This is a genomic window from Bacillus sp. FSL R7-0685 (genome assembly GCF_038002425.1).
GTDB classification, from domain to species: Bacteria; Bacillota; Bacilli; order Bacillales; family Bacillaceae; genus Bacillus; species Bacillus subtilis.
In genome coordinates, this window is the sequence record NZ_JBBOCN010000001.1 from 294804 (window position 1) to 308088 (window position 13285).

14 protein-coding genes are annotated in these 13285 nt (G+C 44.6%); 7 read left to right on the plus strand and 7 right to left on the minus strand.

Annotated elements, in window-relative coordinates; translation table 11 throughout:
- Nucleotides 1–72 precede the first annotated feature (72 nt).
- Nucleotides 73–1185, plus strand: coding sequence for an aminotransferase class V-fold PLP-dependent enzyme (locus tag MKY50_RS01665; RefSeq protein ID WP_341116063.1), 1113 nt, complete (start codon nt 73–75; stop codon nt 1183–1185).
- Between the two features lie 41 nt (nt 1186–1226).
- Here MKY50_RS01665 and lmr(B) read toward each other — a convergent pair whose 3' ends face one another.
- Nucleotides 1227–2666, minus strand: coding sequence for a lincomycin efflux MFS transporter Lmr(B) (gene lmr(B), locus MKY50_RS01670; protein ID WP_341116064.1), 1440 nt, complete (start codon nt 2664–2666; stop codon nt 1227–1229).
- 38 nt (nt 2667–2704) lie between these two features.
- The gene (gene lmrA / locus MKY50_RS01675) at nt 2705–3271 is read right to left on the minus strand and encodes a transcriptional regulator LmrA (RefSeq protein WP_014478725.1); all 567 of its coding nucleotides are present in this window, start codon (nt 3269–3271) and stop codon (nt 2705–2707) included.
- Nucleotides 3272–3487: 216 nt separating this feature from the next.
- Between lmrA and ansZ the strand changes: the two genes are divergently transcribed.
- Entirely contained in the window at nt 3488–4615 is a 1128-nt protein-coding gene (ansZ, locus tag MKY50_RS01680) for an asparaginase AnsZ (protein WP_129092913.1), read from the plus strand.
- Nucleotides 4616–4776: 161 nt separating this feature from the next.
- On the plus strand, nt 4777–5415 hold the full coding sequence (gene lipA / locus MKY50_RS01685; RefSeq protein WP_003246250.1) for a lipase LipA: 639 nt from the start codon (nt 4777–4779) through the stop codon (nt 5413–5415).
- Nucleotides 5416–5452: 37 nt separating this feature from the next.
- Here lipA and MKY50_RS01690 read toward each other — a convergent pair whose 3' ends face one another.
- Entirely contained in the window at nt 5453–5836 is a 384-nt protein-coding gene (locus MKY50_RS01690; RefSeq protein WP_029317228.1) for an RDD family protein, read from the minus strand.
- 230 nt (nt 5837–6066) lie between these two features.
- On the opposite strand from MKY50_RS01690, the gene MKY50_RS01695 reads away from it, so the two are divergent.
- Complete coding sequence (locus MKY50_RS01695) at nt 6067–7143, plus strand: helix-turn-helix domain-containing protein (RefSeq protein ID WP_003246276.1); 1077 nt, start codon at nt 6067–6069, stop codon at nt 7141–7143.
- 39 nt (nt 7144–7182) lie between these two features.
- Here the strand turns inward: MKY50_RS01695 and natK are convergent, their stop codons facing one another.
- Both natK and natR read right to left on the minus strand, forming a co-directional pair.
- Nucleotides 7183–8139: a two-component system sensor histidine kinase NatK gene (gene natK / locus MKY50_RS01700; RefSeq protein ID WP_128739995.1), complete on the minus strand. Its 957-nt coding sequence runs from the start codon at nt 8137–8139 to the stop codon at nt 7183–7185.
- A gap of 12 nt (nt 8140–8151) precedes the next feature.
- A complete protein-coding gene (gene natR / locus MKY50_RS01705) occupies nt 8152–8853 on the minus strand; it encodes a two-component system response regulator NatR (RefSeq protein ID WP_003234759.1) in 702 nt (233 codons plus the stop codon).
- Between the two features lie 143 nt (nt 8854–8996).
- On the opposite strand from natR, the gene natA reads away from it, so the two are divergent.
- The 3 genes from natA to MKY50_RS01720 all read left to right on the plus strand — a co-directional run bounded on the left by natA (nt 8997) and on the right by MKY50_RS01720 (nt 11966).
- Nucleotides 8997–9737 (plus strand): sodium ABC transporter ATP-binding protein NatA, encoded by a 741-nt coding sequence (gene natA / locus MKY50_RS01710; RefSeq protein ID WP_015252894.1) that lies wholly within the window; start codon nt 8997–8999, stop codon nt 9735–9737.
- On the plus strand, nt 9738–10898 hold the full coding sequence (gene natB / locus MKY50_RS01715) for a sodium ABC transporter permease NatB (RefSeq protein ID WP_021481867.1): 1161 nt from the start codon (nt 9738–9740) through the stop codon (nt 10896–10898).
- 135 nt (nt 10899–11033) lie between these two features.
- A complete protein-coding gene (locus tag MKY50_RS01720) occupies nt 11034–11966 on the plus strand; it encodes an aldo/keto reductase (RefSeq protein WP_161476485.1) in 933 nt (310 codons plus the stop codon).
- A 38-nt stretch (nt 11967–12004) separates the two neighbouring features.
- On the opposite strand, the gene MKY50_RS01725 is transcribed toward MKY50_RS01720, so the two are convergent.
- A complete protein-coding gene (locus tag MKY50_RS01725; RefSeq protein WP_029317224.1) occupies nt 12005–13069 on the minus strand; it encodes a DUF4352 domain-containing protein in 1065 nt (354 codons plus the stop codon).
- Complete coding sequence (locus MKY50_RS01730; protein WP_021481864.1) at nt 13070–13222, minus strand: hypothetical protein; 153 nt, start codon at nt 13220–13222, stop codon at nt 13070–13072.
- Between the last annotated feature and the right edge of the window lie 63 nt (nt 13223–13285).

The following is a 13285-nucleotide window of genomic DNA, read 5'->3' on the forward strand; positions in this document are numbered from 1 at the left end:
ATCTCCTTTTTCTTTTATTCTATTGTTTATTTATGGGTTTTTCATCAAAATAATGTAAAGGAGTGAATCATAATGGAGCATTTACCGCAGCAGTATCGTCATTTATTCCCAACCTTGCAGACGCATACGATGCTTGCCAGCTGTTCTCAGAGCGCATTGGCAGAGCCTGTATCAAGGGCGATCCAGGATTATCATGATAGCCTGCTGTATAAAGGGACGAACTGGAAAGAAGCGATTGAAAAAACAGAGTTTGCGAGAAACGAGTTTGCAAAGCTGATCGGGGCTGAACCGGATGAAGTGGCGATTGTGCCGTCAGTTTCTGATGCACTGGTTTCTGTAGCATCGTCCTTAACTGCATTTGGAAAGAAGCACGTTGTATATACAGATATGGATTTTCCGGCGGTGCCTCATGTTTGGCAGGCACACTCCGATTATACCGTATCCGTCATTCCATCAATAGACGGCGTGCTGCCGCTTGAACAATATGAAACGCATATTTCGGATGAAACAGTACTGACGTGTGTTCCTCACGTTCATTATCGTGACGGCTATGTTCAGGATATAAAAGCGATTGCCGAGATTTCTCAGAGAAAGGGCTCTTTATTGTTTGTAGATGCTTATCAATCAGCCGGGCATATTCCCATTGATGTGAAGGAATGGGGCGTAGATATGCTGGCAGCAGGCACCCGGAAGTATTTGCTCGGCATACCGGGTGTGGCGTTTCTTTATGTGAGAAAGGAGCTGGCTGACGCACTGAAACCGAAAGCATCAGCTTGGTTCGGCAGAGAGAACGGATTTGATGGGGCTTATGCGAAAGGCGCGCGTCGTTTTCAAACGGGCACCCCAGCTTTTATCAGCGTATACGCAGCTGCAGCGGCTTTATCGCTGCTGAATCATATTGGGGTTTCTCATATCAGGGATCATGTGAAAACGATCTGTGCCGATGCAGTTCAATATGCCGCTGAAAAAGGCCTGCAGCTGGCGGCGGCACAAGGTGGGGGTCAGCCGGGCATGGTTGCGATCCGGGATGAGCGGGCATCGGAAACGGCGGCGTTGCTGAAGAAGAAAAAAGTGATTTGCGCGCCGCGGGAAAATGTGATCCGTCTCGCTCCCCATTTTTATAATACGAAGGAGGACATGCGGCGCGCGATTGATGAAATCGCGGCGAAAACGATCCACAAGTAAACATAAAAAAGCCCCTGAACATTAGTCAGGGGCTTTTCATATTAATGATCTACCTTCACGCGCTTCATAAAGAAAGCGCCAATTAAACCGATAATGGCAACAATCATTGCAAACACAAATGCGTGCTGTACACCCGCTGTCAAAGCTTGCGGGATGACTGCCGGATCGGCAGGGTTTTTAACTGTACTCATATAATCATGCTGGCCTGCAGCCATAATGCTGACCGCAACCGCTGTTCCGATAGCGCCAGCCATTTGCTGCAGCGTGTTCATAATGGCGGTGCCGTCTGGATAAAATTCGCGCGGCAGTTGGTTTAAACCGTTTGTCTGTGCAGGCATCATGATCATAGAAATCCCGATCATCAAGCAGGTGTGCAGGATGATAATCAGCACAGCTGTTGAAGTGGTCGTTACATTTGAGAAGAACCATAGTACAACTGTGACAATCACAAATCCCGGAATGACAAGCCATTTCGGCCCGTATTTATCGAACAAGCGGCCTGTAACAGGGGACATAAATCCATTTAAAATACCGCCCGGCAAGAGAACAAGACCAGATGCAAATGCAGTCAGGACTAAGCCGCCTTGCAGATACATCGGCAGAAGCAGCATAGATGACAGAATGACCATCATACAAATGAACACCATGATCACACCCAAAATAAACATCGGGTATTTGAACGCACGGAGGTTCATCATCGGCTGCTTCATTGTCAGCTGGCGGATTGAAAATAGGATAAGGCCGACAACGCCGACAATCAGCGACACGATAACAGTCGGGCTGGACCATCCCCCGGAGCCTTCACCCGCGTTGCTGAATCCGAACACAATGCCGCCGAAGCCAATCGTCGACAGGATGATAGACAATACATCGATTTTCGGCTTTGTCGTTTCAGATACATTCTGCATATATGCGATACCGAAAACAAGCGCCAGCAAAAGGAATGGAAGAGAGATCCAGAAAATCCAGTGCCAGTTGAGATGCTCCAGAACCAATCCTGAGAAAGTCGGGCCGATGGCGGGCGCGAACATAATGACAAGCCCGATCGTTCCCATTGCGGCGCCCCGTTTATGAGGCGGGAAAATCACCAAGATTGTGTTAAACATCAGCGGCAGTAAAAGACCGGTTCCAAGTGCCTGAACGATCCTTGCCGCCAATAAAAACGGGAAGCTTGGCGCGAGTGCCGCGATCAAGGTTCCTATAATTGAAAAGATTAGTGACACGGTAAAAAGCTGTCTTGTTGTGAACCACTGCAACAGCAGTCCTGAAACAGGAACAAGGATACCGAGTACAAGCAGGTAGCCCGTCGTTAACCATTGGACGGTTGCCGCTGTAATGTTCAACTCCTTCATAAGGTCGGTTAACGCAATATTCAGTGCTGTTTCACTGAACATGCCGATAAAACCGGCCAACAGCAAGGAAATCATAATCGGCATCACTTTGTATTGCTGAGATGCTTTAGCTGTTGTTTCCAAAATCATTTCCCCTCTCTATCAACTGCATGTAGTATGTCGTTTTTTTATCTCTTCAGCAGGTCAGGAATGCAGCTGGAGATATGAAGGAGCGGCGTACTGTTTTTTGCCGTCAAAGATAAAAGGATGCCGCCTTCAATCATCGCGTTAACCACAGTGCTGGCTTCTTTTGCACGGCTCTCGCTGCAGCCAGTCTGCCGCAGTTTTTCCTCATACACAGAGGCCCATTCTTTGTAGGCTTCATGACAGGCTTCGCGCAACGGTTCGCTTTTCAATGACGTCTCAGCCGCTAGCAAGCCCACAGGCAAGCCTTCAATGTCTTCTGTACATGAAAACTGGCAGGAGAGCTCCTTCAAAAAGGCTTGAATGCCTTCCGCTGGATCGGTGTAGGATTCCATGCAGTCCGCGATTTTCTGACGGATATACTCCTTCATCTCATTCACGGCTTCGATCGCAAGCTGTTCTTTACCCCCGGGAAAGTGGTAGTAAAGAGAGCCTTTAGGCGCGCCGCTTTCCTTTATAATCTGGTTCAGCCCCGTGCCGTAATACCCTTGCAGCTGAAAAAGCCGGGTAGCTGCCGAAAGGATTTTCTCACGGGAATCTCCATAACTCATAACATTCCCACCTTACTGAATTGCAATCAAAAATATAGTGACTGGTCTATTATCTTGATTCAATCATCAATTGTCAAGAAAAATTCATTGTATGAAAAGACAAAAAAAGAAGGATATGACAACAAAAAATACTGAGAGAAAAGCTGACTGATCTTTTGACTGAATAGATAAAATGTTCAATGATTAATCATCATATGGATGTAAGGAGAGAAATAGATGAAAAAACAACGAATGCTCATACTTTTTACCGCACTATTGTTTGTTTTTACCGGATGTTCACATTCTCCTGAAACAAAAGAATCCCCGAAAGAAAAAACGCAGACACAAAAAGTCTCTTCGGCTTCTGCCTCTGAAAAAAAGGATCTGCCGAATATTAGAATTTTAGCGACAGGAGGCACGATAGCTGGTGCCGATCAATCGAAAACCTCAACAACTGAATATAAAGCAGGTGTTGTCGGCGTTGAATCACTGATCGAGGCAGTTCCAGAAATGAAGGACATTGCAAACGTCGGCGGCGAGCAGATTGTTAACGTCGGCAGCACAAATATTGATAATAAAATATTGCTGAAGCTGGCGAAACGCATCAACCACTTGCTCGCTTCAGATGATGTAGACGGAATCGTCGTGACTCATGGAACAGATACATTGGAGGAAACCGCTTATTTTTTGAATCTCACCGTGAAAAGTGATAAACCGGTTGTTATTGTCGGTTCGATGAGACCTTCCACAGCCATCAGCGCTGATGGGCCTTCTAACCTGTACAATGCAGTGAAAGTGGCAGGTGCCCCTGAGGCAAAAGGGAAAGGGACGCTTGTTGTTCTTAACGACCGGATTGCCTCAGCCCGATATGTCACCAAAACAAACACAACCACAACAGATACATTTAAATCAGATGAAATGGGCTTTGTCGGAACAATTGCCGATGATATCTATTTTAATAATGAGATTACCCGAAAGCATACGAAGGACACGGATTTCTCGGTTTCTAATCTTGATGAGCTGCCGCAGGTTGACATTATCTATGGATACCAAAATGACGGAAGCTACCTGTTTGACGCTGCTGTAAAAGCCGGAGCAAAGGGGATTGTATTTGCCGGTTCTGGGAACGGGTCTTTATCTGACGCAGCCGAAAAAGGGGCGGACAGCGCAGTCAAAAAAGGCGTCACAGTGGTGCGCTCTACCCGCACGGGAAATGGTGTCGTCACACCAAACCAAGACTATGCGGAAAAGGACTTGCTGGCATCGAACTCTTTAAATCCCCAAAAAGCACGGATGTTGCTGATGCTTGCGCTTACCAAAACAAATGATCCTCAAAAAATCCAAGCTTATTTCAATGAGTATTGAAGAAAAGAAGGCGAATAAGCCTTCTTTTTTTGGCTTTTTAGGACCAATAATGACCTATGAATCTTAAAATTTCTTTAAAAATAAGCCAAAATTACCCTTTACTTAATTAATTTGGTAACGTAATATATTTGGAGAATTTGTTGCAAAAAAAGGAGGATATTATGAAATTTGTAAAAAGAAGGATCATTGCACTTGTAACAATTTTGATGCTGTCTGTTACATCGCTGTTTGCGTTGCAGCCGTCAGCAAAAGCCGCTGAACACAATCCAGTCGTTATGGTTCACGGTATTGGAGGGGCATCATTCAATTTTGCGGGAATTAAGAGCTATCTCGTATCTCAGGGCTGGTCGCGGGACAAGCTGTATGCAGTTGATTTTTGGGACAAGACAGGCACAAATTATAACAATGGCCCGGTATTGTCACGATTTGTGCAAAAGGTTTTAGATGAAACGGGTGCGAAAAAAGTGGATATTGTCGCTCACAGTATGGGGGGCGCGAACACACTTTACTACATAAAAAATCTGGACGGCGGAAATAAAGTTGCAAACGTCGTGACGCTTGGCGGCGCGAACCGTTTGACGACAGGCAAGGCGCTTCCGGGAACAGATCCAAATCAAAAGATTTTATACACATCCATTTACAGCAGTGCCGATATGATTGTCATGAATTATTTATCAAGATTAGACGGTGCTAGAAACGTTCAAATCCATGGCGTTGGACACATCGGCCTTCTGTACAGCAGCCAAGTCAACAGCCTGATTAAAGAAGGGCTGAACGGCGGGGGCCAGAATACAAACTAATGAGATAAATAACCTTGAAGAGTCCTATTCTTCAAGGTTATTCTGCTTTCAGCACAATGGTTTTCGCCGCCATATCATGAACGGTTTGTTTTTTCTTCGTAAATGCGGCTGTCAAATAGATCAGGCGGGAGAATACATGCACCCACGCTATGATGTAACGGACAATCGCCTGTAGGAAAGAAATTTTCTCGTGTGTTTCGTCCCTCACGATTTGCAGCCCGATGATTTTTTTGCCCAGTGTGCCCTTCCAATTTGTCAGCGGCATCAGCAAAGGGTACACAATCAGCATCAATATGGCGACAATAATGACACCGGCGGACCCATCGCCAAACGTAAATCCGGCTGCCAAAATCACTGCTGCGGCAATGATTACATCAAGTAAAAGAGCGCAGGCGCGCAGCATGAAACCAGCTAGTTCCAATAGAAACACTCCTTAAAATGTTAAACACCTAATGATTGTAAAAAAGAAGGGCCTAAAGTGGGAATAGGTGATAAGCCTTAAATCACAAAAGTTGGTGAAAATGTCATAGGTAAATTGGCATAATCAGCCAGCTTATCACATTACCAAATTCTTTTTTAGCCCGAAACCAAGCCCTCAGAAGTTATTTTTGTTAAAATAGAAAAGTTACAACAGAATTCGGAGGGTTTATTGTGGGAAAAGTGAAACGAAATGCCCCTTGCCCATGTGGCAGCGGCAAGAAATATAAAAAATGCTGCGGAAGTAAAGTTGTCGACTTCCCGGCGGAACTAGCGGCAAAAGAAGCAAAACAAATTCAGGAAGACTTAGTGGAGTATGCCTTCACAGTACATAGAGAAAGCATTTCAGGCTTTATCAACCAGCATGATTTTCTTTCTGCTATGGACAGACAGACGAAAGACATCAGCGTATTTAATTTGGGTATCTGGGGAATCTTCTTCCACCCGCTTGCTGGTGAGAAGACAATCTTCGAAGAGTACCTTCAGAAAAAAGGCGATTCGATCACTCGTCCGAAAACGCGTGAGATCGTAGAATCATGGCAGAGCATGACGCCTGCTTTATTGCTGCTGAAGGACCTGAAGGAAGGCATCATTCACTTTGAAGATGTCATTACGGCAAAACAATTCGAAGTGGAAATGGACGCCAGCAATCAAGACCTTCCTCCAGTGGGAAGCCTGATTCTTGGATACCCAATCCACGAAGCGGAAAAAGCAGAATTCTTCATGCAGTTCACGATCTTCCCGGTGAAGAGAACAGAAGCGCTGATCAGCAAGGTGAAGAAATATGCGGATGCCGCTGTGAAGGACGGCAAAACGCCGGAGGACTTCATGAAGCAGGAATTCAACAACGTTCTGTTCGCGTTGTTAGCTGAGAAAGATGAAGAGCCACAAGCAGAAAAAGCGGAAGTAAGCACTGTTGAGTGGGCAAACGACTTGGAGAAAGAAACCGCTGCGGCTATTGAAGAAGGCATGAGCGGGGAAGAGTATCCGACTGAATTGATCCCAGCTGTTATTGACATCTGGAAAACATTCTGCGAGAAAAAATCACCTGTCATCAGAAAGCCGGAAGCTTTTGCTGCGGCAGTTGAATATTATGTAAACGCGATTTCTCTTAACGGCGCGTCCGTTTCTCAAGCTAAACTGGCGAAAAAATACGGCGTCAGCGCATCAACGATTTCCAGCCGTTACAAAGAAATTGAAAGCACGCTGCAGGATGAAGCAGATCGTTTTGCACAAGCGTTATCCTCATAATGGAAAAAACCTTGAAAAGCCAGGCTTTTCAAGGTTTTTTTATTTCTGAAACGGAATTTTGATTTCTAACCGGAAGACGGGGTGGCGGTAGGTAAAATCCAGCCTGCCAAAAGCGCTCTTCACCAGTTTTTGAATGATATATGTGCCCATGCCTTCATGAGCGTCGTTTTTCGTTGAGCGGCCAAACGATTGATAAATTGTATCGAGCACTTTTGGGTCCATCCCGGGAGTGCTGTTTTCACAAGTCAGTACATAAAGTCCGCTGCGCAGTGAAGTTTCCAGTTTAATCTCTGCTTTTTCTCGGGCCTCCGCTGCGCTGTCGAGCGCATTTTCTAATATGTTGCCGACCAAGCTGACCTGATCAGCAGGCGAAAACGGAAGGGAAGAAAGCGGTGTATGCATATGCAGCGAAACACTCACATTCGAGGCGCGGGCTTTTTCTAAAAAATCATAAAGCACCCCTGCAACGTACGCGTTCTCTCCTTTCAAAAAACGGTCATATTGCCTGAATTGATCCGCCCAGTTTTGAATATATGCTTGTGTATCTGCCTTGGGCTGAGCTGATTTGATTGCAGTGATATGTTTCATTGTGTCATGATTCCGGCTTCTGACATCAATCAGCATTTGATTGGCGTGCTGTTCAGCTTGAGTCAGCTTATCAATTTGATCAGAAAGCCTTGCCTGTAAAGCAGACTGTCCGATACGGAGCCCTTCACACCCTGCAAATATTACGATTACACATAATGCCTGCATGATGTCTATGCCGATCAGCACCACTCCCGCCGCCATCACTTGAATCACGGCAATCCATGCACAAAGCCCTGAGGAACAGTGTTTCCACACCCGCTTCGTATTCCAAATGTACAATCCTGCAGCAGCTGCGCCTAAAACAGCGGTGAGCCAAGAGACGGCTGTGCTGTGTGAAAAAGCAGCAGCTCCCTGATAACATATGAAACTAAATAAAATCAGATAAAGACATTGAAAAAGGGTAATCACGTTCTGAACTCCTCAAAAGTAGTAGTTTTGAAAATAATCAAGCTGCTGCTTGGTGATCATCGCTTTTTTAGACGTTCCCTCAAAGGAAACTGTGAATGAATGCTTGGTATAAGCGGAAAAATGCTTTATGTAATGAATGTTGATAATAAAGGAACGATGCGAACGAAGAAAATCTTTTTCGGGCAGGTCGCCTTTAATATCATTTAATGTTTGATACGTTTGCACCTCTTCGGCGGTTGTCACAATCGTCGTCGAACGTCCCGTCCGTTCTGCGAAAATAATATCCTTCTTTTGCAGGACGTGCATTTCAGACTTTTGCTTTATCAATATACGCCCATTCAAACTCGTTTCCGTTTTCTTTTTCAAGTAACGGTCGAAGGAAGCGGCCAGACGGTCGGCATAGTACGGCTTCATAATATAATCATGGACGTTCAGGTCAAAGGCGTGAACCGCATAACCGCCGTGGCCGGTAACAAAAATCACATCCACATCAAGTGAATGGGATTTGATCAAATCAGCAAGCTCGTAGCCAGACATATGGGGCATCTCGATATCGGCAAGCAGCAGATCAATGTCTCCGTTCTTTACCCGCCTGTAGGCTTCCTTCGCTGAATCGGTGGAAAAGACAATTTCGACGTCCTGCATTCTGGACACGATCGCTTCCAGCTTCTCTAAATCTACTCGATAATCATCTACAAGTCCGACTTTTACCATTATCATTCCCCTAGTTACATAGAATCATCTTTATTCTATCCCATTTCACGACATAAAAAGAACTCTTCGCGACAACTTTATCCAACTAATCCAGCTTTTCGTATATAGTCATTACTAGAAATAAAGATAAGGGAGATTGTGACATGATTACACTGACCGATTGCAGCCGCAGGTTTCAGGATAAGAAAAAAGTAGTCAAAGCGGTGCGAGATGTAAGCTTAACAATTGAAAAAGGAGAAGTCGTCGGCATTCTCGGAGAAAACGGTGCCGGCAAAACCACGATGCTGAGAATGATTGCTTCCTTGCTTGAACCATCACAGGGTGTAATCACAGTAGACGGCTTTGACACGGTCAAGCAGCCGGCTGAAGTCAAAAAAAGAATCGGTGTCTTATTCGGAGGAGAAACCGGGCTTTACGACAGGATGACCGCTAAAGAAAATCTCCAATACTTCGGCAGGCTGTATGGGCTGAACCGCCACGAGATCAAAGCAAGAATAGAAGATTTATCGAAACGGTTCGGCATGCGCGATTATATGAACCGGAGAGTGGGCGGGTTTTCGAAAGGCATGAGGCAGAAAGTCGCCATTGCCAGAGCGCTGATTCACGATCCGGACATCATTTTATTTGATGAGCCGACAACTGGGCTTGATATTACGTCAAGCAACATCTTCCGAGAATTTATACAGCAGCTGAAAAGAGAACAAAAAACGATTCTTTTCTCCAGCCACATTATGGAGGAAGTGCAGGCGCTCTGTGACAGTGTCATCATGATTCACAGCGGAGAGGTGATTTACCGAGGGGCGCTTGAATCACTATACGAGAGCGAGCGCAGTGAGGATTTGAATTACATCTTTATGTCTAAGCTTGTCAGGGGGATTTCTTAAATGCTGAGCCATATTTATAAAAAAGAAATGATCGACGCTTTGCGCGACAGAAAAACGATTTTACTCACAATTTTAGTGCCGATGATTATGATGCTTGGACTTGTCTTCTTTTATGAAAGCATGCTGTCCGACAAAGGGGAGCAGTACACGCTGGCTGTCGGCCATTCGCTTCCGCCCGCACTGGAAAGCAAGCTTAATGAGATTGACGAAATCAGCGTAAAAACATTTGCAAAGCCTGAAGAGGCAGTTGATGAAGGAAAAGCAGATGCCTATCTGAACGTCCCGAAAGAGTTCGACTCATATGTCAACAGCATGACACCTTTTAAGGTTGATGTTTACGGCAATTCAATCGATCAAGGGTCGTCAAATGCCATGCAGCTTGTGCAGTCTGCCTTAGATCAGTACAAAAATGAAATTGTGCAGCAACGTTTAACAAATAAGCATATTGATCAATCGGTCATCCAGCCATTTACGATTCAGCAAAAGGAAGCGGATGAGGAGAAAGGGACTTCCGCTATTATGCTTTCCGCCATTCTGCCCATGCTGATTCTGACTTCCATTGTTTCCGGCGCAATGCCGATCGCTCTTGATATCATGGCCGGTGAAAAGGACCGAAAGTCAATCGAGGCGCTGCTATTAACGCCAGTCAGCAGAAACAAAGTGCTGGTCGGCAAGTGGCTTGCGGTTTCCACTTTTGCCGTGGCTTCAGGTGTATTGGCTTTGGTGTTTTTGATTTTGTCCACCGTGTTATTTACCGAAAATTTAAAAACGGCCTTCCAGCTGGGAGATCATATGTGGAGTGTAATCGGCGCTTCAGCCTTAATCATTGTGCTCTCTGCATTGCTGATATCTGCGATGGAGCTTTTCATCAGCATCATGTCCAGCTCGGTAAAAGAAGCGCAAAGCTATATGTCTCTCGTCGTCTTTCTGCCTGTGTTCCCGATGTTTTTCATCTTCAGCAAGGCACCGAACCAATTTGACTTATCATACTTTCTCATCCCGTTTCTGAACCTGCATGCGTTATTTAAACAGCTTTTATTCGGGATGGTTGACCCGGCTGCCATTTTGTCTACGTCAGGAACCATCGCCGTGCTCATAGCCATCTTCTTTTTACTAGCCAGAGCCTGCTTCCTGAAAGACAAATGGGTTCTTCCAAAATAAACTTGCGAAAGGAGAAATACACTTTCTCCTTTTTGTATATCCTGAAAAAAGAAGGAAAATAGAAAAAGGATATCTAATACAAAAAGTGACCCTGCACTATTTTTCATCAAAATTGGTTTCAAAGGAGAAGGAACAATGGATCAAACACGTACACTCGGCAAAACGAAGCTGAAGGTGAAGCGGATCGGATTCGGCGCGAATGCGGTCGGCGGGCATAATCTATTTCCAAATCTAAATGATGAAACTGGGAAGGATTTAGTGCGCACGGCATTGGATGGCGGCGTCAATTTTATCGATACCGCCTTTATATATGGATTGGGGCGATCTGAAGAATTAATCGGCGAAGTCGTACAGGAACGCGGCGTGCGGAATGAGCTCATCATCGCCACCAAAGGAGCTCATAAAGAAGTGAACGGCAGCATTGAATTAGACAATAGCCGGGAGTTTCTTCGCAGCGAGGTCGAGAAGAGCCTGAAGCGGCTGAAAACAGATTACATTGATTTGTATTATGTTCACTTTCCGGATGGAAAAACACCTCTCGCTGAAGTGGCGGGCACTTTGAAAGAGTTGAAGGATGAGGGGAAAATCAAAGCAATCGGCGCTTCGAACCTCGATTATCAGCAATTGCAGGATTTTAATGCTGATGGCTATTTGGAGGTCTTCCAGGCCGAATATTCTCTCATACAGCGTGATGCCGAGAAAGAGCTTCTTCCATACTGTGAAAAACAAGGCATCTCCTTTATTCCTTACTTTCCGCTTGCGTCCGGACTGCTGACAGGAAAATTCACGCGAGACACAGTCTTTGATGATTTCAGAAAGGATAAACCTCAATTCCAGGGTGAAACGTTTATCCACAATCTCAAAAAAGTAGATAAGCTGAAAGCAGTAGCGGAGGAAAAACAAGTGGATACGGCACATGTCGCCTTGGCGTGGCTGTTAACGAGACCGGCGATTGATGCCATTATTCCAGGAGCTAAACGACCTGAGCAATTACAGGATAACCTGAAAACCTTGAACATTGAACTCACCGAAGATGAAGTGAATTTCATCAGCGACATTTTCAAATAAAAAGGAAATAGCCGTCATGGCTATTTCCTTTTGGTGTTTTATTCTTTGATGAATGCTTCGACTAATTCTGCTGCTCTGTAATCATCCATATCAAGCTGCCATTGGTCGATGTCATTTTTCTTCATTTTCACTTCAACTGTTTTTTCAGATGAAGCAGGTCCAAGCTTTTTGAATTCCTCAGGATAGACTTGAAGCGCGTATTTCACTGCCTCTTCATAGCTGGCACTAGAGTTTTTACTGTAGTAGTCTTTCACTTTGTCTTCGATACGGTCTGAAAGAGAAGATGCATCTACAGGTTTAACTGTGGCTTCAACAATTGCTTCGTCTTTAGAGATTGAAGTCGTTTTTGCTTGAATGGAAGAGTTTTTGCTTAATCCCTCTTTAATGCCGTTCACGATATTATCAAGCGCTTTGCTGTCCGCATATGTGCTGGAAAGGCCGGAAGCTGAGAGATAACCGTCTTTGGCTGATTCATTGAAATCATTTACAATTTCATTTTTGTTAGCGCCGGTGATTTTTTCGAAATCGGCGTTATCTTTGCCGAAAAGAAGGACATCAACATAAGCTGATAACGCTTTTGCAGAATCTTGGAGCTTATCTGCCGTCGCCAGGATTTTTTTGTCTTTTCCGTCAATTTTAAAAGTAACTGATTTTGGCTTTTTATCACCGTAAGATTCCGGCGTATAGTTGAGCTCGTATTGCTTGCCTTTATCTACAACGAAGAAAAGATTTCCTTCAACGGATTTGTCAGCGTTAATCGTGCTGCCTTGAAGCTTTTCGCTATAGTCTTCAGGGTCTGTGTCAGACATTTTGGTATCACCTTGATACAATGTGAAATCCATACTGTCTACATTCAGCGGGTCTTTTCCTGTGTTTTTAACCGCGACATTGACTTTTAACACAAGCTGGTCATCTGAAGTGGACTTATCATATTTAGACGGAAGTGTGTAAGAGACATCCTTGATTTTGACTTGAGCTATATCTGAGCTTTTTTCTGTTTCTGATTCTTTCTTCTCCGCGCTTGTTTTGCTGCCGGAACAAGCAGCTGTAAACATCATCAGCAGAAGAATTAGGAAAACAGCGTACGATTTTTTCTGAAACATTCATTTTTCCTCCTCAAATGGTTTAGGAAAGGGAGTCTTTTGTCTTTGAGAAATGGATCTTTTTGAATGGATTAGCATCATATAACCAAAAAAATCAGTTCTTTTCTCACGGTTTTCACCGGATTTTCTGGAAACTCCGCCCTCCTTTGTCATGAATGGACCTATAAAAAGTTACAACGGAATTAATTTTAAGATTATTAGCTTTTATATTGAATA